Annotated in this window: 24 protein-coding genes and 1 CRISPR repeat array; of the genes, 13 read left to right on the forward strand and 11 right to left on the reverse strand. The window is 63.5% G+C overall.

Translation table 11 applies throughout. The features are described 5' to 3' along the window. Positions 1-46 precede the first annotated feature (46 nt). The 8 genes from ACIA8R_RS35010 to ACIA8R_RS35045 all read right to left on the reverse strand — a co-directional run bounded on the left by ACIA8R_RS35010 (position 47) and on the right by ACIA8R_RS35045 (position 5,811). The gene (locus ACIA8R_RS35010; protein ID WP_397042153.1) at positions 47-1,171 is read right to left on the reverse strand and encodes a tyrosine-type recombinase/integrase; all 1,125 of its coding nucleotides are present in this window, start codon (positions 1,169-1,171) and stop codon (positions 47-49) included. 200 nt (positions 1,172-1,371) lie between these two features. Next, positions 1,372-1,764: a helix-turn-helix domain-containing protein gene (locus ACIA8R_RS35015; protein ID WP_397042154.1), complete on the reverse strand. Its 393-nt coding sequence runs from the start codon at positions 1,762-1,764 to the stop codon at positions 1,372-1,374. Between the two features lie 235 nt (positions 1,765-1,999). Next, on the reverse strand, positions 2,000-4,234 hold the full coding sequence (locus ACIA8R_RS35020) for an FtsK/SpoIIIE domain-containing protein (RefSeq protein ID WP_397042155.1): 2,235 nt from the start codon (positions 4,232-4,234) through the stop codon (positions 2,000-2,002). Further along, positions 4,231-4,581 carry a hypothetical protein gene (locus ACIA8R_RS35025; protein WP_397042156.1) on the reverse strand — a complete coding sequence of 117 codons (351 nt, stop codon included), beginning with the start codon at positions 4,579-4,581 and terminating at the stop codon, positions 4,231-4,233. The genes ACIA8R_RS35020 and ACIA8R_RS35025 overlap by 4 nt, the downstream gene beginning before the upstream one ends. 32 nt (positions 4,582-4,613) lie before the next feature. Further along, positions 4,614-4,853: a hypothetical protein gene (locus ACIA8R_RS35030; RefSeq protein ID WP_397042157.1), complete on the reverse strand. Its 240-nt coding sequence runs from the start codon at positions 4,851-4,853 to the stop codon at positions 4,614-4,616. Positions 4,854-4,992: 139 nt separating this feature from the next. After that, complete coding sequence (locus tag ACIA8R_RS35035) at positions 4,993-5,229, reverse strand: hypothetical protein (protein ID WP_397042158.1); 237 nt, start codon at positions 5,227-5,229, stop codon at positions 4,993-4,995. Beyond that, a complete protein-coding gene (locus tag ACIA8R_RS35040; protein ID WP_397042159.1) occupies positions 5,230-5,589 on the reverse strand; it encodes a hypothetical protein in 360 nt (119 codons plus the stop codon). It abuts the gene before it with no gap. A 6-nt stretch (positions 5,590-5,595) separates the two neighbouring features. Beyond that, positions 5,596-5,811, reverse strand: a complete 216-nt coding sequence (locus ACIA8R_RS35045; protein WP_397042160.1) for a hypothetical protein — start codon at positions 5,809-5,811, stop codon at positions 5,596-5,598. 173 nt (positions 5,812-5,984) lie between these two features. On the opposite strand from ACIA8R_RS35045, the gene ACIA8R_RS35050 reads away from it, so the two are divergent. Genes ACIA8R_RS35050 through ACIA8R_RS35060 form a run of 3 tightly spaced genes read left to right on the forward strand, consistent with a single transcriptional unit; the run spans position 5,985 to position 7,364 of the window. After that, positions 5,985-6,416, forward strand: a complete 432-nt coding sequence (locus ACIA8R_RS35050; RefSeq protein WP_397042161.1) for a hypothetical protein — start codon at positions 5,985-5,987, stop codon at positions 6,414-6,416. Between the two features lies 1 nt (position 6,417). Beyond that, on the forward strand, positions 6,418-6,969 hold the full coding sequence (locus tag ACIA8R_RS35055) for a hypothetical protein (RefSeq protein ID WP_397042162.1): 552 nt from the start codon (positions 6,418-6,420) through the stop codon (positions 6,967-6,969). Positions 6,970-6,998: 29 nt separating this feature from the next. Then, complete coding sequence (locus tag ACIA8R_RS35060; RefSeq protein ID WP_397042163.1) at positions 6,999-7,364, forward strand: hypothetical protein; 366 nt, start codon at positions 6,999-7,001, stop codon at positions 7,362-7,364. 177 nt (positions 7,365-7,541) lie between these two features. On the opposite strand, the gene ACIA8R_RS35065 is transcribed toward ACIA8R_RS35060, so the two are convergent. Genes ACIA8R_RS35065 through ACIA8R_RS35075 form a run of 3 tightly spaced genes read right to left on the reverse strand, consistent with a single transcriptional unit; the run spans position 7,542 to position 8,709 of the window. Next, complete coding sequence (locus ACIA8R_RS35065) at positions 7,542-8,009, reverse strand: hypothetical protein (protein ID WP_397042164.1); 468 nt, start codon at positions 8,007-8,009, stop codon at positions 7,542-7,544. Then, positions 7,993-8,322 carry a hypothetical protein gene (locus tag ACIA8R_RS35070; protein WP_397042165.1) on the reverse strand — a complete coding sequence of 110 codons (330 nt, stop codon included), beginning with the start codon at positions 8,320-8,322 and terminating at the stop codon, positions 7,993-7,995. Before ACIA8R_RS35070 ends, ACIA8R_RS35065 begins: the two co-directional genes overlap by 17 nt. Before the next feature lie 27 nt (positions 8,323-8,349). After that, positions 8,350-8,709: a hypothetical protein gene (locus ACIA8R_RS35075; RefSeq protein ID WP_397042166.1), complete on the reverse strand. Its 360-nt coding sequence runs from the start codon at positions 8,707-8,709 to the stop codon at positions 8,350-8,352. Positions 8,710-8,922: 213 nt separating this feature from the next. On the opposite strand from ACIA8R_RS35075, the gene ACIA8R_RS35080 reads away from it, so the two are divergent. The 10 genes from ACIA8R_RS35080 (at position 8,923) to cas2e (ending at position 20,588) form a co-directional block, all read left to right on the forward strand. Beyond that, positions 8,923-9,195 (forward strand): GntR family transcriptional regulator, encoded by a 273-nt coding sequence (locus tag ACIA8R_RS35080; protein WP_397042167.1) that lies wholly within the window; start codon positions 8,923-8,925, stop codon positions 9,193-9,195. A gap of 102 nt (positions 9,196-9,297) precedes the next feature. After that, positions 9,298-10,729: a CRISPR direct-repeat array (repeat unit 29 nt; unit sequence GTGCTCCCCGCGCACGCGGGGATGGTCCC). A gap of 277 nt (positions 10,730-11,006) precedes the next feature. Continuing rightward, a complete protein-coding gene (locus ACIA8R_RS35085; protein ID WP_397042168.1) occupies positions 11,007-11,159 on the forward strand; it encodes a hypothetical protein in 153 nt (50 codons plus the stop codon). Between the two features lie 281 nt (positions 11,160-11,440). Next, a complete protein-coding gene (gene cas3 / locus ACIA8R_RS35090; protein ID WP_397042169.1) occupies positions 11,441-14,359 on the forward strand; it encodes a CRISPR-associated helicase Cas3' in 2,919 nt (972 codons plus the stop codon). Next, positions 14,349-16,049, forward strand: a complete 1,701-nt coding sequence (gene casA, locus ACIA8R_RS35095) for a type I-E CRISPR-associated protein Cse1/CasA (protein WP_397042170.1) — start codon at positions 14,349-14,351, stop codon at positions 16,047-16,049. Before cas3 ends, casA begins: the two co-directional genes overlap by 11 nt. After that, positions 16,046-16,696 carry a type I-E CRISPR-associated protein Cse2/CasB gene (gene casB / locus ACIA8R_RS35100; RefSeq protein ID WP_397042171.1) on the forward strand — a complete coding sequence of 217 codons (651 nt, stop codon included), beginning with the start codon at positions 16,046-16,048 and terminating at the stop codon, positions 16,694-16,696. The genes casA and casB overlap by 4 nt, the downstream gene beginning before the upstream one ends. After that, positions 16,696-17,886: a type I-E CRISPR-associated protein Cas7/Cse4/CasC gene (gene cas7e / locus ACIA8R_RS35105; RefSeq protein ID WP_397042172.1), complete on the forward strand. Its 1,191-nt coding sequence runs from the start codon at positions 16,696-16,698 to the stop codon at positions 17,884-17,886. Before casB ends, cas7e begins: the two co-directional genes overlap by 1 nt. Beyond that, positions 17,883-18,587 (forward strand): type I-E CRISPR-associated protein Cas5/CasD, encoded by a 705-nt coding sequence (gene cas5e, locus ACIA8R_RS35110; RefSeq protein ID WP_397042173.1) that lies wholly within the window; start codon positions 17,883-17,885, stop codon positions 18,585-18,587. The genes cas7e and cas5e overlap by 4 nt, the downstream gene beginning before the upstream one ends. Beyond that, positions 18,587-19,276 carry a type I-E CRISPR-associated protein Cas6/Cse3/CasE gene (cas6e, locus tag ACIA8R_RS35115; protein ID WP_397042174.1) on the forward strand — a complete coding sequence of 230 codons (690 nt, stop codon included), beginning with the start codon at positions 18,587-18,589 and terminating at the stop codon, positions 19,274-19,276. The genes cas5e and cas6e overlap by 1 nt, the downstream gene beginning before the upstream one ends. Before the next feature lie 2 nt (positions 19,277-19,278). Further along, entirely contained in the window at positions 19,279-20,241 is a 963-nt protein-coding gene (gene cas1e / locus ACIA8R_RS35120) for a type I-E CRISPR-associated endonuclease Cas1e (RefSeq protein WP_397042175.1), read from the forward strand. After that, complete coding sequence (gene cas2e, locus ACIA8R_RS35125) at positions 20,238-20,588, forward strand: type I-E CRISPR-associated endoribonuclease Cas2e (RefSeq protein ID WP_397042176.1); 351 nt, start codon at positions 20,238-20,240, stop codon at positions 20,586-20,588. The genes cas1e and cas2e overlap by 4 nt, the downstream gene beginning before the upstream one ends. The last annotated feature ends 136 nt before the right edge of the window (positions 20,589-20,724 follow it).

Below are 20,724 nucleotides of genomic sequence, written 5' to 3' on the forward strand. Positions count from 1 at the left end.
CGGAGGTCTGTGTTGATCTTTGGGAGCCAGACGGGGAGCCACTGCTCTACCCAGCTTGCGGTTTGAAGATCTTGTCCATCACGACCGCGCCCCTGGTCAGGGCCGGCCGGATCTCTTGCCGGTAGACGGTCTCGGTCACGTGCGTTGACGAATGACCGACGATGCGGGCGATCTCCTCGATCGCCACGTCGTGAGCGGACAGCAAGGACACGAAACTGTGCCGAAGCTCACGCGGGCACCAGTTGGTGCCGATCCCTGCTGCATCTGCGATGAGTCGGAACTCCCGCCAGATGTAGTAGCGGTTCATCGGTGTTCCGTCTTCTCGACGGAACACGTGTGCGGTGTCTTCTCCTCGTTCTCCCGTCGCGAGGCGTTCTGCTGCCCTGGCCTTGTGCAGCTCGGTCAGCACTTGGACACCCCACTTGGGGACTTTGAGGACGCGGCGGGATTTCGGTGTCTTCGTGTCTCCGTTGACTCGTTCGGCGCGGTAAACCGCGACGGTTCCTGCTTTTATGTCTACCTCCGTCCACCTGAGTGCGCGGGCTTCCTCGGTGCGTATCCCGCAGAGCAGGCACAGGATTACATAAGCCTTGATCGGGCTTGTGAGTGCTGCGTGAATGACAGCCCGTGCCTGTGCGAGGTTCAAGGCTTTCGACGGGCGGCCTTGTTGCCCTTCCGGAACATCGACGAGGCTCGCGACGTTTCGCTGAACCTTCTCTCTCTTCTGGGCGTGACGTATCGCCCATTTAACGATCTGATGGATGAGACGTAGCGTGCGGGTCGAGAGCTCTTCTGCTCTTTCGTCCAGCCAGTCATCAAGCTCATCGGCGGTGAGCTTCTTGAGCTTGATGCGGCCGATGTAGGGAGTTATCTGGTGCACAACCAGTGAGCGGTAGCTCTTGACCGTGGACTCAGCTCTTCCCTTCAGCCCCTTCTCCAGCCAGTCGTTGATGCAGTCCTCCACGGTGTAGCCCTGCTCTGTCTTGATGCCTGCCTCTAGCTCCTGGACCAGTTCGATGAGCTTGTCTTTGACCTCAGCCTTGGTCCTGCCCTTCCGCTTGGGCCGTTGACGCTTGCCCTTCGCGTCGAATCCGAGCGACAGGGCTCCCGTGTACCCGTTCCCTTCTCGATAGATACTCGCTTGATATTTGCCTATGTAGACTGTTGCCATCCGCTCTCCTTTCGCGGGGCTACTTGGCGGGGCGTGTCCCGGCCGGCTATCGAGGCGTACCACCCGTTCCGTGGTGACCGGGACTCTTCTTGTAGCGTTCTATGTATTCATCGATGGCCTTACGGATGACATGGGCCACGTCTCGATCCTGTCCGAGAGTGTGAGCCGGACTGCATTGCACTGCAATGCAATTTCCATAATCAGTCTTGATCGATCTGTTCGAGCGATGTGATGAAGTCGGCCAGATGCTGATCGGTGATCCTTCTAGACCGCCCGATCTTTATGCTGTGAAGTTGGCGGGTTCTGATGAGCTGATAGATCTTGTCTCGGCCTACACCTAGTAGTTCGGCTATCTCCTCGACTTTGTATGCCTTCAGGTGCTTCACCTCCCTTTGTCGGCTCTGACTTCTTCGGTGGGAGTTCACCTCAATGCGACTGGGTGCCGTCGCGGTGGAGTCGGCGGGCGTGATTCCATAGGCGGCGGCCAAGCCTGAGGCGTAGGCCAGTGCTGTTGCAGCGAGAGCAGAAACGCCAGCCAGACAGCCCGAAGGGGTAAGGGATACGGCCGGTGCCGCGGCAGCGCCGGTGTTCACGGAATGGGCGGATATAGCAGAGGATGACGTAACGGAGAGTGAGTAAGGTCGGGAGGGCGATTGCTGCGGAAGCGATCAGCATGTCTGTGGGCAAGAAACCACCTCCTGTGGGGGCTTTGGAGCTAGCCGGCGGGCAGGCTGCTACCTGCTACACGCCTGGTCGGATGTCCTTTCGGGGTGCTAGCGAGGGTGCTTCCGGAAGCAGGCGCATCTGCTTCCGGAAGCACCCCTCGACCTACTCGGCGGAGCGGCTTTGGTTACGGTCCGCAATGGCTAGAGCGAGGTCAGCGCGGTAGATGCCGCGTCTGGTGTGCTTCTTGCCGTCGATGCGGCGGCCGATGGGGCCGACCTTGACCTTGTGGGGCTTCAGGGCGCTGGTGAGCTGTTCGGAGCGCCACCCGCCGTAGACCTCTGGCCTCAACTCGGCCAACCGCTCACACAGGATGGCGTTCCACGCAGCGTCGTCCCCGGCCGGCCAGACCCGCGCGAGATCGGCAAGCAGGTCATAGGCTGGCGGTTCGGGCCGGGGCTGGGTGTCGGGTTCGGGCATGGTGCCCGCCTTCACCCGCATCTCGATCGCGCGTGCGATCACCTGTTTGGCCTGGTCGCCGTTGACCTCGAAGCTTCGACGGGCACCAGGCTTGCCCACGCCGACGACCACGCCCCAGCCGGCATCGCGCGGATCGGCATCGTCTCCCGGCTCGAACACGGTTGCCCGGTATCCCGCCTTGTACATGCCGGTGCCGAGGATCATGTCGTTGGCGACTTGATCGCGTACCGACATGCACACACGGGTGTTGATGTTGCGAGTGATCCCCGTGGGCAAGCTGTCCTTGTCCGGGATCTGGGTGTCCAGGAGCAGGATCACACCCAGCGCACGCCCTAGCTTGATCACCTTTTCGCACAGTTCCCCCGCCTCCGCGCCGTGGTCCTTGTGCTGGAAGAGCTCTTGCGCCTCGTTCAGGAACACCACCAGCGGATGCAGGCCACTGTCCTTGCGGGCGGCCAGCTCGGGGGTGACCTTGTTCTCCGGAGCCATGCCGAGCACGTGATAGTGGGCGATCTTCGCTGCTCGCTGCTGGCACTCGGTGTGATACAGCCACCCGATCAGGGCGGCGGCCTTACCGATGGTCTCGTCGTCCTGGCCGTTCCCGTACTCGGCGCAGACAGGCTCGACGGCGCTGAAGTCGCCGACCCCCTTGAACTCATAGCCGCGCAGCTCGGCGCGAGGGTCGAGGGCGGCGGCCAGCACCAGCAGTCGCAGAAGGTTCGTCTTACCCGAACCGGGCTGCCCGCCGACCAGCCAGTTCCGGAAGATCAGTACAGCGTTGACGATCTCCATGCGTGGCGTGATGAACAGTGGGAACGACTTGAACACGTCCACGCTGCCGCCCTTCAGCAGGGGCCAGGACGGCGTCTGCATCTGGCCGGCGGGTTGGTAGCCGACCCACAGCGCCAGCCGTCCAGGATGGCCCTGGGCAGGCTCAGGCCACACTTGGTCCAGCGGCAGCCGCATCCCGGACGCCAGCTTGCCCCGGCGAGCCACGACGTCGGCGGCCTCCACCCCGAAGGGCAGATCCACGATGGCCAGATGCCCGGGTCCGTCCCGATGGATCTCCTCCGGGAAGCTGATCGCATGCTGGTCCTTGGCGACAGCCTGATTGATCGCGGATATGCCGGTGCTGAGCAGGCCACGCCTGACCAGATCGGCGGTGAGCTTGCGATAGCGCGGCCCGTGGGTGACGTGGTCAGTGATCGGCTTGTCGGCCGGGCGTCCGGCACGCGCCAGGATGGGCATCAATGTGGCCAGCACCGCCGGCCATGCCCAGTCCGGCACCGTCACGTCCAGTGCGAGCAGGGTCGCCACCGACGCCCCCGTCAGCAGGCACACCAGCAGCAGGATCGACCAGCGCCAGCGCGCTTGCCGCTCTCGTTGCTTGTCCAGCTTCAGCCACGTCGCAGGGTCGTTGCGGTCTGCGGCGGCCTGCCGCAGCGCGTGATTGCCCTCTTCAGCGCTTGCCCACCGCAGCACGCGGGCAATTCCGGAAACGAACCCGACCGGCGCATACACCCCCGCCTTGATGGCGTACTTGGGCAGGCGAATCGAGTGGTACCCGAGCACGTAGGCGACATCCCTTGCCCACCAGGCGAGCATCGCGCGTCGACCGGCACTCGTGCGCATCCATGGCGGGACGATGGGGGCGCGCCCCCGACCGGTCTGTGACCGGTCGGAGGGCATGCCATCGTCGGGCGGATCAACCGGTGGTCCGGTCGCTGACTGATCTTCGGGAACCGACTCTCGATCGAAGAACGCGTCCTCTTCCGCGCCCTGGTCGTCGTCCTGTCTGGGAGGAGCGCCGGCACTACTGGCCGAGTCTTGGTCGGGCGGACCTGTCCAGATGAACCCCGAGAGCGGGGCGGTGAAGGAGTGATCAGGCGTGCGGTCGGGGCCGGACTGCGGCTGTGTCATGAGCCGCCGTCCTTCCTGGTTGGCGCGAGAGGGCCGGCCTGCTCGGCAAGCTCGTCACGCAGGTAGGACAGCGGGTCGGGCTCGCCGTCCGCGGCGGCGCTGAGGGCGGCTCGCATGGCCGCGATCAGGTTCGCGCGGCGTAGTCGCCTCCTGCTGATGTCGGTTCGGAGCCGAGAGATCTCCGCGACCAGAACGGGCGTGTCCTGAAGGGCAGCGGAGATGAGCTGCCAGAGGTCGGCGAGGGTGGAGGTGGAACGGGCGAAGTTGGCGAGAAGTTCGTGGGCGGTGTCGTTGCGGTCCAGGACCTCCTGAAGATCGGAGTCAGGGTAGGGAAGTCGGTAGGTCACTGAGGCATCACCTTCTTCGGTCGATGAACAGGTCAGGAACCGGATGTGATCCAGCCCAGGAACGCGCGTAGGGCGCGGTCGATCTCAGGGGCCAGCGTGGTCGCGGCCAGCAGAAAGCCGAACACCGCGCAGACGAGGGCCATCCACAGGCGCAGCTTCAGGTAACGCACGGCCAGCACCACGGCCACACCGAGCAGCACCACCAGGGGAATCGAGACGGTCAAAGTGTCATCACCCCCTTCCAGGCCAAGGCGTTGGATGTGGACGAACACCGGATCAGATGCCGTCGTGGCGGGCCTTGCGGCGGCGCCAGCGGGAACGGGCGCGGCACTTGACGCAACGCTTGCTACCGGACTCCAGCACGGCACCACAGGGGCACCCACGGGTCATCGGGATCGTGCGCAGCAGTGATCACCTCCTTCCAGATCTGTCCTGGTGGGGGAGGGGCGTGGCCCTCTGAGGGCCCTCCTTGCGGCGGGCGTAGATGAGCACGGACCGAGCCGCGTGCTCGACTTCCGAACGGGGATCGCTGAACGGGTCCTGCCGGCGGTCAGCGCGGCGGATACCGCACGCCAGGACCACGAACACCATGAGCACGACCAGCGCCGACGCCAGCGCGAGGGTGATGATCAGGAGTGGGATGTCCACTCAGGCCCCCGGTGGAGGGGGATCGGGGCTGATGGAGTCGCGGTAGGACCACCAGGCATCCCACCGCGCCATGCCGGCGTCCATGATTGCGGTGACGCTGTACTCGACCGGGCCGAAACACGTCGCGGCGCTGTAGTGGCCGTGGTCCGGGTCGCTGAGGTGGAGGTCCGAACCGATCAAGCGCGCGATGTGCTGGATCTCGGCCTTCTTCTCCTCATCGGTGCCGAACAGGACACTGACGGCGACCTTAGACGCGTGCGGGACGGGCAGCTCCGGTCGAGCTTCCAGATAGCTCGCCAGAGCGTGAAGCCCTTCGATGAGGCGAGCCCGGTGACCGTCGGGAAACGTGCCGTACATCATCGGAGATCAGCTCCTTTCGAATCGTGCGCGGCAGACAGTGAGCGCGTCCGGGCAGGTCTCCAGCGCGTCGGCCATAGCGTGAAGTGCGATGACCACCAGCAGCAGCACCGTGGCGATGAGAACACCGGAGTTCAGCCCGTCCGTGGCGTTGTCCAGCAGTTCCGCCACGGCGCGGAGAAGCGTGATCAAGCGGGAGAGTCGTGCCTCTTCGAGACCGATCACTGTTGATCACCTCCTGTACGTCATCGGTGGCTTCATCTGCTGACCCCCTGGCCGAAGCGTCGTGTAGGGGGCCCTATACGAAGCACCGTACAGGCCCCCCTGCACGACCGTCAAGGGGGGCCTGTACGAGTTGGGTATAGTCCCCCCTGTCCGAACCGCGTACGCTGGCGCGCATGGCTAAGGAAGGCGTGAGCGAGGCGGTACTGTCCGCGCTGGCTGACCTCGAACGCGCTTTCGATGCAGCGCTTATGGCGATTGATGCGGATACCGACCACAACCGGGCGTACAACGGCGCAACGGAGCTGGTGGAAACGCTGAGACGTCTCTTTGAGACCTCTGGCAACCAAAGAGCACTTTCAGCGGCCCGCATTTTCGAGCAAGAGGAGATGTCGTTGGCTGGACTTGCCGACCGCATCGGGGTATCGAAAGCACGTGCAGCTCAGCTGATCAAAACAGCCAAGGACACCAGGGCTCGAAACGAACGAGATGAACGCGTCTCGCTCGGTCTAACGAAAGTTGCGATATCAGCGGCGCATGCATCCCGGATTGCCGCAAAAAAGGCCGAAGACTCCGACACCCAAGACGGAACAACGAAGGGAAACTAGGGTGAGCGAGCGGACAGAGGTAATCGTTGAAGTCTGGCCGGTATCGGCAGACGACATCGGGCTGTGGCTGGTAAGCGGAAAGGACGCATGGCGTTCCGACGCCGTTCGACAGGACAGCGATCCGCATACTGCCGTCACCGACCTTCTGTCCGCGAACGACGCTGCAGATGGAGTCAAGCTGCTGCATTCGACTTCATGGCGAGCGGAAGATACCGCAGTAGTTCTCACCTATGTCGCCGTGATCGGGTGCAACGCGTTCGTCCGGGATAAGTGGAAGAGTGCAGCGCCCATCAGTCCGGCCTTGCCGGACGCGGTAGGCAAGCCGATCCCGGTTGAAGCGACGGAAGCACCCATCCCGCGGTACATCGATGTACTCATGCATGGGCTTCGACACTTGCAGTTCCTTCTGCAAACGGACTCTGCCGCCCGGTCGGCGCTGTGTGGAAGGTGGCCGGACCATCTTTCGGCGTTCCGGCCAGCACTCGCAGGGATGTATGACCACGAGCATGGACAGGAGCCAATAACGCTCCCTGAAGGGCAAAGCGCTCGCTAACGAACTAGGCAGAAACGGAGGTAAGAGGAGTGCAAGATGAGGAGAGGCTAGAAAACCTTGGCCTGCAGGCGCAAGCCGAGAAAGCTCGTAAGGATCATTTGTATCTGCAGCAGAGAGCTATAGAAGCTCTGAAAGGGCTGCTGGCGCGAACACTGAATGAAGATCTGCCGGTGATCAGCTGGGCCATCCACAGCGACCCCGCAAGCGAAGCCCTCACCGGCACTTGTGACGCTGAAGACCGTGATCAGCGACGCAGAGACTTCGAGGCGTGGAGTGAGGCTCTCAACGCCACATCGCTACCGGCCGAAACAACGAGCCAGGGTGTCACAACGGTACGTGCCGCGGTTACAGACAATTACCTGGAGCTTCACATTTCCCTTGTCGCCGACATCTGAGTCACGGCAGGTGGGAAGGCTTGTCGACTGACAGGTGAGGTCCTCAGGTCTGACATCGGACCAGCATGAAGGCGCTGGACCGGGCGATGAGTACTCTCTGTGCCAGAGATCGGGCAATCAAGCGCCCACGGCAGGAGGATGTCCGTAGGATGCTGGCAGTGGGGGCGCTCCTCAAATTTACTGGTGGGCATCTCGCTGCATGAAGGCTGCCGCTCCCAATCCCTGTAGCAAGTAGCGTAGACACTTCGCACATGTAAAAACCGAATTGCTGCCTTCTTGTTGTGCACAGGTATGGCTGCTGGGAAAGTCGTTGTGTGGTGCGTCATTCAATATCAGCTGTGCCATGGCGAGAAGGAATCCTACTTGTTCGACATGCGTGGCAAGCTCGCGGTTGCTGGCCTTCTGTGCCGTCTGTATGAGAGTCGCTCGCAGCTCGAGCATTATTTTGTGCGCGTCAGCAAGTAGGCAGTCCTCGCGGTACAGGCTCTTCTGCGACTCGTAGAGCAGCATATATCGCAAAGCTGATATCCCGTCGAGAGTGGTATGAGGGATATCGGAGACAGCCCAGACATCGCAGCCCAGGTGATACGCGGTTACCGGTGACGTGTTGCTGGTGATGTATTCGCGCCTAGCGGTGATTCCCATTTGTCTTCCCCTCCATGCATTCACTCGCTGCCCGAAGAAGCTGGCCGGCACGGGACTTGGATAGGCCAAGCTTGGTTGCCAGGCCAGCAATCGACAGGTTGCCCGAGCGGCGCAGTCGTGCGGCCGACTTGGCACGTGCTAAAGCGGCAGCATCGGCCAGTTCTCGTAGGCAGTCTGCTAGTTGCGTTGCCATCTGGTATGCCTGCTCGGCGTCTCCTATATCTTGGAGCGCCGCATCAGCCTTCTCGTAGGCACGTCTCACTGCAACAAGCTCCGGGTGCCGCTCTCTGGAAGAATCGTCTTTGTCGTTCAATTGATCTAATCTCCTCTACTTCTGTGATCAATATCCGCGCGCCCGAGCGCGAGAATCCAAATAGATGTGCCACAGCGCGGTAGCGTTGTGTCCGTCACGTATGTCATCAACATTCAGATCGAAACGGTCGAGGAACTCGACTCGCGACAACGCTGGCTGGGCTGCATCGTGCTTTCCCAAGCGGTCCGCCACGTCACGCCCCGGCGGCTGCTGCGGCAATGCCGTCGGCTTTGCCCGCTTCGGCGAGACCCTTCGGTCGATGCGTTTGATGGCCTCGGTGATGGTGTCGATATTTGCGCCAATTTCCCTGGCTATTTGGCCCGGACTCAGTCCCTTGGCGCGCAGGCCGGCAATGTCATTCAGCAGCACTCGTGAGATGGGCTTCATGGCTGGCGTCCCGCCCAGAAGTGACCGCCAGGGGCGCAGTGGTTGACGCGGCCGGTGAGGCGTGTGTCCAGCACTGGCGCTCGGCTGAGCATGGAGGGCATGTGCGGTCGAGCCTGCGGACCGTTCATGAGCGCCACTGTACTACACCATGCTATAGCTCACCAGGCATGGTGTATCTCGCTTGCCACGCTATGCCCTGCCTAGCGTGTGCTTGTGGCTGATCACGAGTTGGAGTGGAAGCCCGGCATTCCCCGCTGGGTTCAGGTGTACGACGACCTCAAAGGCAAGATCGAGAGTGGCGAGCTTGCGCCTGGAGACCAGGTGCCGTCTGTCTTGAGACTCCAGCAGCTCTACGGGATCGCCACGGCGACTGGCCAGAAGGTCCACAGAGCGTTGCGCAAGGACGGATTCATCAGGACGGAACCCGGCATGGGCAGCTTTGTAACCGAACTTGGCGTACGGTCCACACCGCCGTCCTCGAGCTAAGTTCGCCGCGCCGGCGTTGGTCCTTTCCTGTGTCGCCAATGTCTCAATTCTTAAGTGCTCGATTCTGGCATCCGTGAACGCTAACGATGCAGGTCATTGAGTGTGCTCCCCGCGCACGCGGGGATGGTCCCTCAAACGTCTTGCTCTTTGGAGCGTCCTCGTTAGTGCTCCCCGCGCACGCGGGGATGGTCCCAAGCCGTACGGCTCGCCCTGCGGTGTCTCTGCGTGCTCCCCGCGCACGCGGGGATGGTCCCTACCTAGGGTGGAATGATCCGCAATTCGAGAAGTGCTCCCCGCGCACGCGGGGATGGTCCCGAGGTATCCAAGCTCATTAAGCAGCTTGGGTCGTGCTCCCCGCGCACGCGGGGATGGTCCCCGAAGTAGTCAGCCGCGTCCTGCTCGAACTCCGTGCTCCCCGCGCACGCGGGGATGGTCCCGACCTCGACACCTGATCAGGCTCTGGCGGCCTGTGCTCCCCGCGCACGCGGGGATGGTCCCGGCTGCGGCAGCAGCGAGCAGGTCGAGTGGACGTGCTCCCCGCGCACGCGGGGATGGTCCCGCCCAGGTTGGGCCACTCCACCCCTGACGCCCCTGCTCCCCGCGCACGCGGGGATGGTCCCAAGATCCCGAACAAGCTGCGGGGTCAGCGACTGTGCTCCCCGCGCACGCGGGGATGGTCCCAGCGAGGCCGGGCAGGCCGCCGTGGTCGCGCTGTGCTCCCCGCGCACGCGGGGATGGTCCCGTCACCAGGTCAACAGGCCATGGCACCTACGAGTGCTCCCCGCGCACGCGGGGATGGTCCCACGGGACTCGAACAGGCCATGTCGAGGAAGCAGTGCTCCCCGCGCACGCGGGGATGGTCCCCAGGCCGATCGCCACGGCTAGCGCGTTGATCTGTGCTCCCCGCGCACGCGGGGATGGTCCCGTGCCCCACGGCGCGAACGTGGTGTGCCAGTCGTGCTCCCCGCGCACGCGGGGATGGTCCACAAAGCGCGAACATCCATGAGGTAGACCGGCGGTGCTCCCGCGCACGCGGGGATGGTCCCGCGTACGTCGGGGTCGCCGCCGTATCGGGAGGGTGCTCCCCGCGCACGCGGGGATGGTCCCGGGACCGCGGCATGAACCGGCCGAAAGCCCGAGTGCTCCCCGCGCACGCGGGGATGGTCCCCAGTGGTCTCCGGCTTATGAGGCCGGCGAGGAGTGCTCCCCGCGCACGCGGGGATGGTCCCCTTGGGCCCCAGCGTCAAGGTCACGCTGCTTTGTGCTCCCTGCGCACGCGGGGATGGTCCCGTGACGTTGAAGGGTTCGAGGGCGGTCACGCCGTGCTCCCTGCGCACGCGGGGATGGTCCCTATGCAAGAGGGAAGGCGAAGCTTCGCGACGCGTGCTCCCCGCGCACGCGGGGATGGTCCCGCCATCGACACCCAGGCCAGCCACGGCACGGGGTGCTCGCCGCGCACGCGGGGATGGTCCCGACGCCGCCACGTTCGAGATCACCGCGAGGACGTGCTCCCCGCGCACGCGGGGATGGTCCTTACTGTCCATGCAAGTGAACTGCTGTATCTGGTACTCCCTAATCGCGTGGAATGGCACTGATGCACGGCGTACGTCCGTTATCACGCGCTGAGCGAGTCTCAGCTATGCATGGCTTCTTGCCATGCATACAGGAACTCCCATCGAGGCGACGGTTGGGCTGATATCGTCGCGTCCCAGCGCTTCCACGAACACGGGAGGCGGAACAGCCTCATCGTCCAACAGAGAGAGGTCTCCATGAATAAGGAGCCCCGGCCCTTACTGGATCTAGAAGCCTTCGTGCTGCTGCTGTTCGCGGCCATGGTGGGCAGTGCGGCAGGCATCCTGACTTGGATGTCGGATGCAACAATTCCGCAGGCCCTGATGGCTGCTGGGGCGGCGGCTGGCACGGGACTTCTTTTGGCGATGGTGATGGTGAGGGGAAGAGGCTGATCTCTGAGGAGCGCCTCTCCTGTCAGTCGCGAGCATGACCGTTAGATGCGTCGCCTGCAGGTTGGTAGCCTGCAGGCGCGATGTGCTCCCCACACAGGTGGGGATGGCCCCACGGGAGGCGGGACAACCGCGCCAACGGTCAAATGCTCCCCGCGTATGCGGGGATATGGGGCAAAGCGGATGTAGCGGACAAATGATCGAAGGGGTGTTCACCTCGAGGTAGGCGGAAGAAATCCCCAGTTATTGAGCTGTTGTCCGAGGTGATGCTCTTTAATGGCTTCATGCTCGATGAAGAGCCATCCGTCACCCTGTGGGGGACGGGGTTGACTGCTGCTGCTCGCAGTGTTTGGGCCAAGCATGATCAAGCAACTGGTGGATGGCTGCCGTTGTGGCGACACCTCGCGGACAGTAGCGCGGTGGCTGGGTTGCTGTGGGACAGTTGGCTGCCCCTGCAGGTGAAGAGGGTGATCGCCGACGCGCTGCCGGGCGGGCTGGATGACGGACGTCGGCTTGCGGTGTGGTTAGCGGCAGCCCACGATGTCGGCAAGGCAACACCGGCCTTCGCGTGCCAGGTGGAGTCACTTGCTGACCTCATGCGAGCAGCTGGGCTAGATATGCCGTCATACAGTCAATTCCCTGACCGCAAACTCGCCCCTCACGGACTTGCGGGCCAGATGTTATTGCAGGAGTGGCTGTCGGATAGGTATGGATGGCCGCGATCGGCCACGGTGCAATTTGGCATCATCGTGGGTGGTCATCATGGAGTGCCGCCGACCCATTCTGATATCCAGGCGTTGGCTGTTCATGGGCGGCTGTTGCGTACGCCAGGATGTGCAGCGCTGTGGCGGAGCGTGCAGTGGGAACTCATGGATCGTTGCGCGCAAGCTTGCGACGTCGTGGTGACCCTGCAAAGTTGGCGAGAGGCCAAGCTTTCGCAGCCCGCACAGGCCCTACTCACGGGATTGGTCATCGTCGCAGACTGGATCGCGAGCAATCCCGACCTGTTCCCGTACTTTCCTCAAGCGCCCCGTCAGAGCGACAAGGAGCGGGTTGAAGCGGCCTGGCAAGGTCTTGACCTTCCGGAGCCGTGGGAAGCGTGTGCTGTCGACGGTCCCCCTCAAGAGCTGTTCGCTTCGCGTTTCCGGCTGCCGGTCGGTAGTCGCATCCGGCCGGTGCAAAAGTGTGCAGTTCAGGTGGCGCAGCGCATGTCCTCGGCTGGATTGATGATAATCGAGGCACCTATGGGTGAGGGCAAGACTGAGGCAGCCTTGGCCGTTGCGGAGATTTTCGCTGCTCTTTCCGGGGCGGGCGGCTGCTTCGTGGCGTTGCCGACAATGGCGACAGGCAACGCTATGTTTCCACGCTTGTTGAAATGGCTTGGCCGACTTCCTGACGCTCGCAAGCGGTCGCATCGACGCTCTGTGCTGCTTGCGCACTCCAAAGCGGCGCTGAACGAGGACTACGCCCAGTTGATCCGTGCGGGCCGGCACGGAGTGCGTGCGATCGAGGTGGACGGCAACAGGGACGAATACCGTCATCGAGGCGACCATAGAGCTGCATCAGCTGAGCTGGTCGCCCATCGATGGCTGCGAGGGCGCAAAAAAGGCATGTTGTCGTCGTTCGTTGTGGGGACGATCGATCAGTTGCTATTCATGGGGTTGAAGAGCCGCCACTTGGCGTTGCGTCATCTCGCTCTGGCAGGAAAGGTCGTCGTCATTGACGAGGCCCACGCATATGACACCTACATGAACTCCTACCTGGACAGGGCGTTGTCGTGGCTGGGCGCCTACCGCGTTCCCGTTGTGGTGTTGTCGGCGACGCTGCCCGCCGGACGCCGCCGTGAGCTTGTCGAGGCGTATGCGGGAGCGGTGGGTAGCAGTGAAGAGCTCGCCTCGGTCGAGAACGCTCAGGGGTATCCGCTGCTGACAGCGGTCGAACCTGGTCGACCGGTCCTGACCGAAGTGGTTGCCCCATCCGGCCGTGAGACCAGAGTGCATCTTGAGCAGCTGAACGATGACCTGAACGAACTCGGTGACACGCTGGAAGAAAAGCTTGTAGAGGGTGGATGTGCCCTGATCGTCCGCAACACCGTTGATCGCGTCATGGAAACAGCAGCGTATTTAAGACAGCGGTTCGGCGAGGGCAGGGTCAGCGTAGCCCATGCTCGTTTCGTCGACCTCGATCGTGCGGATAAGGACGCTGATCTGCTGGCACGCTTCGGCCCGCCCGAGGCGAGCGCGGCTCATCGCCCTAGGGACATGCATATCGTGGTGGCCAGTCAGGTCGCTGAGCAGTCGCTTGATATTGATTTCGATCTCCTGGTTTCAGACCTGTGTCCGATCGACCTGCTGCTTCAGCGAATGGGGCGCCTACATCGACATGTGCGAGGCGAAGGACAGGAGGATCGCCCATCCAGGTTGCGGACACCTCAATGTCTTTTGATGGGCGCCGATTGGGACTCCACTCCAGTTGAGCCAGTAGAAGGCGCCAAGCGGGTCTATCGGATGTATCCCTTGCTGCGGTCGGCCGCCGTTTTGGAGCCGTACCTATCCGGAACTGCTGGCACAGGGCATGTGGTGCGGTTGCCTCAGGACATCAACCCGCTCGTGCAAGCCGCATACGGGGGCGGTCCGGTGGGACCGCCGCAGTGGCAGGAGGCGCTGCAGAGAGCAGGGAGGGAACACGACGTGTATCAGGCGACACAGGATGGCAAGGCACACGACTTCCAGATCAATGCTGTCGGGAAGGCGGGGCGCGCCTTGGTCGGGTGGATCGACGCCGGGGTTGGGGACGCCGATGACTCACGCCGCGGTCATGCTCAGGTCCGGGACAGTCCCGAGACGCTGGAGGTACTGGTCGTTCAGCGACTCGCAGACGGCACCCTGGCGACACTGCGTCATCTGAGCAACGGGCGCGGCGGATTGGAGTTGCCGACAGATTCGACGCCGGAGCCCAACCTCGCGCGCATCGTCGCTTCCTGCAGTTTGCGCCTGCCCTTCCACTTCTCCTTCCCCAGGGTTCTGGACCGGGCGATCGATGAGTTGGAGAAGGAATATGTCGCTGCCTGGCAGAACAAAGACTGCCACTGGCTGGCGGGAGAGCTGATCTTGGTGCTGGACGAGAACTGTCGTACCCGGTTGGCAGGCTACGACCTGCACTACACGCCGGAAGATGGCCTGGAGGTAGCCCGTGCCGAGTGACTCCGCGATTCCGTCGTTCGATCTGACATGCCGGCAGTGGCTGCCGGTGCAGCATGTCGACGGTAGCGAGGAGGAACTGTCCCTGCGCGAAGTGTTCGCCCAGGCCGCTGACCTCCGGCGATTGGTGGGAGACGTTCCGACGCAGGAGTTCGGGCTCCTACGTCTGCTGCTGGCGATCGTTCACGATGCCATCGACGGACCACAGGACATTGAAGAGTGGCAGGAGATGTGGGACGGGGGGCTGCCGCTCGATCGCATCACCGACTATCTGAATCAGCACCGTGAACGGTTGGATCTGCTGCACCCCGAGCAGCCCTTCTTCCAGACTCCCGGCCTGCGCGCGACCTCAGGCGAGATCGCCAGCCTGGATCGGCTGGTAGCAGATGTGCCGAACGGAGCACCGTACTTCACGATGCGCGCACGTGGCGCTGAGAGGCTCAGCTTCGCTGAGGCGGCCCGTTGGCTGGTGCACGCCCACGCTTTCGACACGTCCGGCATCAAGACGGGCGTGGTCGGCGATCCGCGAGTCAAGGGCGGCCGGGCATATCCGCAAGGAGTGGCATGGGCGGGAACACTGGGAGGCGTCCTGGTGGAGGGGCACAACCTGCGAGAGACCCTACTACTCAACCTGATCGCCTTTGACACCCACAACTTGCGTACTGTCCCTGAGAAGGATGTGCCCGCGTGGCGGCGGCAGCCGGATGGACCCGGACAGATGGACGCACTGAAACTGAGCACGCGGCCGGCCGGGCTACGCGACCTCTACACCTGGCAATCACGGCGTGCCCGGCTCGTCCACGACGGCGACAGTGTCCTTGGGGTGGTGCTCACTTACGGCGATCCGCTCTCTCCCGTCAACAGGCACCAGCACGAGCCGATGACCGGCTGGCGCCGTAGCCCTGCCCAAGAGAAGAAGCTCGGCCTGGCCCAGGCATATATGCCTCGGGAACACGATTCCAGTCGGAGCGCCTGGCGAGGGCTCGGTGCATTGATCGCCGGTCGCGCTGCTGGAGCCGATCAGCGGGGGGAGGCGGCGGAGTTCGTACGGCCACGCATTCTCGACTGGGTGGCCCGTCTGACAGTGGAAAGCGAGTTGCTACCGGACTTCCTGATCCGCGCTCGGCTGTTCGGCGCGGTTTACGGCACGCAGCAGTCCGTCATTGACGAGCTCATTGATGACGCTGTGACCATGCCGGTCGTCCTGTTGTACGACCGACACCATGGTCTTGGCCAGTGCGCGATCGATGCAGCCAGTGATGCCGAGGGCGCGGTGGCCGCACTGGGGGATCTGGCGTTCGACCTGGCGCGGGCCTCCGGCGCGGAAACCGAGTCAGCAAAGGCCGAGGCCCGCCATCTCGGCTTCAGCTCCCTCGACGGACCGTTCCGCACGTGGCTGGGGCGCCTCCGGGACGGCGATGATGCCGAAGGGCAGCGGTCAGCGTGGCAGCGACAAGCCCATCAGATCATCAGCCAGCTGGGGGACGACCTCCTGCGTGAGGCCGGAGATGCGGCCTGGCAAGGGCGTGTGATCGAAACGAGGAAAGGTCAGGAGTTCTGGCTGACCGATTCCCAAGCTCGTCTGATTTTTCGCGGCCGGCTGCGTTCGGCGTTGCCGTTGGCCGGAGTGGAAGAACCGGTGCCCGATCTCTCCCATGGCGATCAGCTCGAAGACGTGGAGGCGCACTCATGATTTCAGCTCCTTCCTCCAACCGGCGTGCAGTGGCCGATCTTGTCGCAGAGATCGCTGAGGAGTACATCAGTGAGCTGCAACGGGGATATCTCGCCGAGCGCAGCCAAGCTGTCGCCACTCTGGCACAGCTCAGACGCGGTGCGGGCAAGCTTCCGGAGGAAGTACCCGAGCTGTGGGGCATGGCCGGCACGGAGCGCCTGTATGCCGAGCAGGAGCTGTCATCTAGAGAGTCCGAGATGGCCGAGGCCGGGCTGTTTCTAGCAGTCACCCTTTACGCCTTGCACCAGCAGTCGCGTCCCAAGCAGGGCATGCACCGTAGCGGTGTCGAACTGGGCGCCGCCGTGCGCCGGCTCATGCCCGGTGGTGCTCTGGACGAGCCGATCAGGCGCCGTTTCGTTCGAGTCGGAACCGCTGGCACCCGTCAGGCACTCGCCTATCGGCTGCGCGAGGTCATCATGCTGCTTCGCGGGCAGTCGATCCCTCTTGATTACGCGCTCCTCGCCCAACAGCTCTACCGCGCGCAGCTTCCGGATGGAATGCGCCAGGTACGTCAGAGATGGGGCCGTAGCTTCCACGCCTACCGTCCCGCTGACCAGCCCTCCGACACCAGCCCAGTTCACCCTGCATCCCCCGAGAAGGACAGCTGATGACCCGAACCGTCCTCGAGCTCCATGTCCTGCAGACCGTTCCGCCGAGCTGCCTCAACCGCGACGACACCGGGACACCGAAGACCGCCGTCTACGGCGGCGTACGTCGCGCCCGAGTCTCGAGCCAGGCGTGGAAGCGCGCCACTCGACGCAGCTTTCACGACCTGCTCGACCCCAGCGAGCTTGGGGTACGCACGCGCAAGGTGGCCGAGCTGCTCGCGGAGCGGATTAACCGGTTGGACGGAACGATCGAGCAGGCAGAGGCGTGGACGCTGGCCGCCGAGACCATCCAGGTCGCGACCGGCTCCAAGATCGAGACGCCCAAGCGCAACGCCAAGAGCAAGTCGGAGGCCGAGCCTGCGCCGGAGTCGAAGTACTTGATGTTCCTCAGCGCCCACCAGCTGGACGGTCTGGCTGAGCTCGCGGTCAAGGCGCGCGGTGCGGGCAAGGACTTCTTCAAGGACAGGGCGGTCAAGGAGCAGGCCAAGCAGATTGCCAACGGTCGGCACTCGGTCGACATCGCGCTGTTCGGCCGCATGGTCGCCGATGGCGCAGACATCAACGTCGACGCCGCGGCGCAGGTCGCGCACGCCATCAGCGTCCATCAGGTGGAGAACGAGTCCGACTACTACACGGCGGTCGACGACTACAAGAGCAGAGAGACCGACGACCTGCGCGCCGGAATGATCGGCACAGTGGAGTTCAACTCCGCCACTCTTTACCGCTACGCCGCCGTCGATGTCGATCTGCTTCGCAGGAACCTTGGCAAGGGACTTCGCGATGACGAACCTCTCACACAGCCCGTCCGCCGCGCCGTGGAGGCGTTCGTGCAGAGCTTCCTCACCTCTCTGCCGACCGGGAAGATCAACACCTTCGGTAACCACACCCTCCCCGACGCAGTAGTGGTCAAGGTGCGTTCAGCCCGCCCCATCAATTTCGTCGGCGCCTTCGAGGAACCGTGCCGGGCCGAGCCGGAGACCGGCGGGCACCTGTTGCAGGCATCGCAAGCATTGGCTGCCTACATTCCCGAGGTCGAGCAGGCGTACGGCCTCCACTCCGACGCCCCCAGCTGGGTGCTGCGTGTCGGTAAGAACACCGAGGCGCTGTCGGCCCTCGGCGTCGAGGTGTCGCTACCCGAACTCGTTCCGGCTATCGGCGAGGAGATCATGCGCCGGCAGGACGGGGCATGAGCGTCCTGCTGATGCAGTTGGCCGGCCCTCTGCAGTCTTGGGGGGCCTCCTCTCGTTTCGCGCGCCGTTCCACCGAGGCGGCGCCCACCAAGAGCGCCGTGGTGGGGCTGCTCGCCGCGGCGCAGGGACGCGAGCGGACCGACGATCTCGCCGACCTCGGTGCATTGCGCTTCGGGGTCCGCATAGATCAGCCCGGCACGGTGCTGCGCGACTTTCAGACGGCACATCACTTCGTGGGGGGAGAGGCGATGCCGGTCTCGGAGCGGTTCTACCTGGCTGATGCAGTCTTCGTGGCCGGAGTGGAAGGCGACGGAGACCTGATCGACCAACTGCACCACGCGCTGCTCGCCCCTGTCTTCTTGCCCTACCTGGGGCGACGTTCATGTCCACCCGCTCGCTCGATAGCGATGGGCGTCGACCATGACCACGCGCTGGAGCAGGTCCTTCGGCGGCAGGAATGGCAGGCAGCTGGTTGGTATCAGCGTCGCAGACGCAAGGAACAGCAGATCGAGCTGGAGATTTTCCTTGAGGCGACGCCCGAGGACGGTCCGGTCGACAGCCTGCGCGACCAACCGGTCAGCTTCGACCCGCTGCACCGCAGGTATGCACTACGCGGAGTCCGTCGTACCAGTGAGAGGGTGGCCAACCCGGCTGCCACGCGCCCTGACCATGACCCAACCTCCGTGCTGGGAGGTGCCTGATGTACCTGACCCGTTTTCGTCTGAATACGGCACGTCTAGGCGCTCGTCGCCTGTTGTCCTCCCCGCAGATGTTGCACGCAGGGGTGTTGTCCTCATTCGCCGAATTGCCTCCGGCGGGGGAGCACGCACCTCGGGTGCTGTGGAGGGTCGACCGTAACAGCAAAGCCGAGACCTGCCTCTACATCGTCGGGCCCGACAAACCTGATCTCACTCACCTGGTCGAGCAGGCGGGTTGGCCAGAGACTGGACGGTGGCAGACCTACGACTACGAGCCCTTCCTGGCACGTCTGGCAGCGGGGGATCGGTGGGCATTTCGGCTCACCGCCAACCCGGTCCACACTGCCCGTCGTAATGATGAGGAGCCCACCAAGGTCACGGCTCACGTCGGGCTTCGGCACCAATTGGGCTGGCTCCTGAAGCGCCAGGACAGCGCGGGATTCAAGGTGCTGGAAAAGCCCGTCGAACGGCAACTCGTCCCCGGCCAGGATCAGCATGAGGCGATCGTCCATGATCGCCGGCAACTCGCCTTCAAGAAGAGCGGGCAACAGAAACCCGTCACGCTGGTCACCGTGACCTTTGACGGGCGCCTGGAAGTCACTGATCCGGACGCGCTACGACGGACCCTCACCATGGGGCTCGGTAGAGCAAAGGCGTATGGGTGTGGCCTCATGACGCTGGCGGAGGCATAGCCATGGCCACCGTGGGGCAGCGCGGCGCCTCCTCACCCCGCGAACTCACCCGCATGGGGGACCGGATCTCGTTCATCTACTTGGAGCGCTGCATTCTGCACCGGGAAGACAACGCGATCACCGCCGAAGACGCTCAGGGCATCACACACATACCGTCCGCCACGATCGGCACGCTGCTGCTAGGCCCCGGCACACGCGTGACCCATCAGGCGATGAGCGTGCTGGGCGAATGTGGCGCGGGAGTGGTGTGGGTAGGGGAGCAGGGCGTCCGCTTCTACTCCGGTGGTCGGTCCCTCAACCGCTCTTCCTCCATGGTCGAGGCGCAGGCGACCAAGTGGGCGAACCGCCGCGCTCGACTTGAGGTGGCGCGGGAGATGTACCGCATGCGCTTCCCAGGTGAAGATCCGGATCGCTTCACGCGGCACGAACTCCTTGGCCGGGAAGGGCACAGGGTCAAGGAGTGCTACCGCAGACACGCAGCCAGGGTGGATCTCCCCTGGAACGGCAGGGTCTACGTGCCTGGAGATTTCAGCGCCACGGACCCGCTCAACCAAGCAATCACTGCGGCTGCTCAGTGCATGTACGGCATCGCGCAGACTACGGTCACTGCCTTGGGGTGTGCCCCTGGCCTCGGGTTCATTCATTCTGGACATGAACTGGCCTTCGTGCTCGATATCGCGGACCTCTACAAAACGGAAATCGCCATCCCCATCGCCTTCGACGTGGCCGCCGAAGATCCGGAGGATGTCGGATCTCGTACTCGCAGGGCAATCCGCGATCACGTCAACAAAGTCGGCCTGTTGAAGCGATGCGTTGAGGACATCAAGCACCTGCTGCTGAGCGATGGTGTCACTGATGCCGTGCCGGAGGATCAGGATCGCGTCACCTTGCAGAGTGACCACGGGCTCGAATTGGAATCGGGGCACAACTTCGCCAACGACTTCGTCGACGAGGTGCCCTGGTGATGGTCATCGTGCTCACGCGTTGTCCCGCTGGGCTGCGCGGCCTCCTGACGCGTTGGCTGATGGAAATCTCGCCTGGGGTGTTCATCGGCGGTCCGACTGCGCGCATCCGGGAAGCGTTGTGGCTGGAGGTTCAGCAGTACGCGGATACCGGCCGGGCACTACTGGCCTACAGCACCAACAACGAGCAGGGGTTCGCCTTCGAGACCCACGACCACAAGTGGCATCCCATCGATCACGATGGCCTTGTCCTGATACGCCGGCCGAAGGATCGGCCCACCACTTCGTCATCTACACCTCCGGCCGGATGGAGCAACGCATCAAAACGACGACGCTATGGGCAGCGTTGATCGACGGCATTCCGTCTGGCGGCTTGATGCAGCGTCATGGCAGTGTTCTTGTTCTCCGCACGCCAGGCCGGTAGATGTCTTAAATGTCCGAATCCTTAGAAGTGCTCAATCTGGGTGTTCGTGACGGTTAACGATG

This window comes from Nonomuraea sp. NPDC051191 (assembly GCF_044455665.1).
Classification (GTDB): domain Bacteria; phylum Actinomycetota; class Actinomycetes; order Streptosporangiales; family Streptosporangiaceae; genus Nonomuraea.

What these genes read in the sequence shown, in the direction of transcription:
- ACIA8R_RS35010 (WP_397042153.1), bottom strand. Translation starts at nt 1,171, where the DNA reads ATGGCAACAGTCTACATAGGCAAATATCAAGCGAGTATCTATCGAGAA.
- ACIA8R_RS35020 (WP_397042155.1), bottom strand. Translation starts at nt 4,234, where the DNA reads ATGACACAGCCGCAGTCCGGCCCCGACCGCACGCCTGATCACTCCTTC.
- ACIA8R_RS35040 (WP_397042159.1), bottom strand. Translation starts at nt 5,589, where the DNA reads ATGATGTACGGCACGTTTCCCGACGGTCACCGGGCTCGCCTCATCGAA.
- ACIA8R_RS35050 (WP_397042161.1), top strand. Translation starts at nt 5,985, where the DNA reads ATGGCTAAGGAAGGCGTGAGCGAGGCGGTACTGTCCGCGCTGGCTGAC.
- ACIA8R_RS35065 (WP_397042164.1), bottom strand. Translation starts at nt 8,009, where the DNA reads ATGGGAATCACCGCTAGGCGCGAATACATCACCAGCAACACGTCACCG.
- ACIA8R_RS35075 (WP_397042166.1), bottom strand. Translation starts at nt 8,709, where the DNA reads ATGAAGCCCATCTCACGAGTGCTGCTGAATGACATTGCCGGCCTGCGC.
- cas3 (WP_397042169.1), top strand. Translation starts at nt 11,441, where the DNA reads ATGCTCGATGAAGAGCCATCCGTCACCCTGTGGGGGACGGGGTTGACT.
- casB (WP_397042171.1), top strand. Translation starts at nt 16,046, where the DNA reads ATGATTTCAGCTCCTTCCTCCAACCGGCGTGCAGTGGCCGATCTTGTC.
- cas7e (WP_397042172.1), top strand. Translation starts at nt 16,696, where the DNA reads ATGACCCGAACCGTCCTCGAGCTCCATGTCCTGCAGACCGTTCCGCCG.
- cas5e (WP_397042173.1), top strand. Translation starts at nt 17,883, where the DNA reads ATGAGCGTCCTGCTGATGCAGTTGGCCGGCCCTCTGCAGTCTTGGGGG.
- cas6e (WP_397042174.1), top strand. Translation starts at nt 18,587, where the DNA reads ATGTACCTGACCCGTTTTCGTCTGAATACGGCACGTCTAGGCGCTCGT.
- cas1e (WP_397042175.1), top strand. Translation starts at nt 19,279, where the DNA reads ATGGCCACCGTGGGGCAGCGCGGCGCCTCCTCACCCCGCGAACTCACC.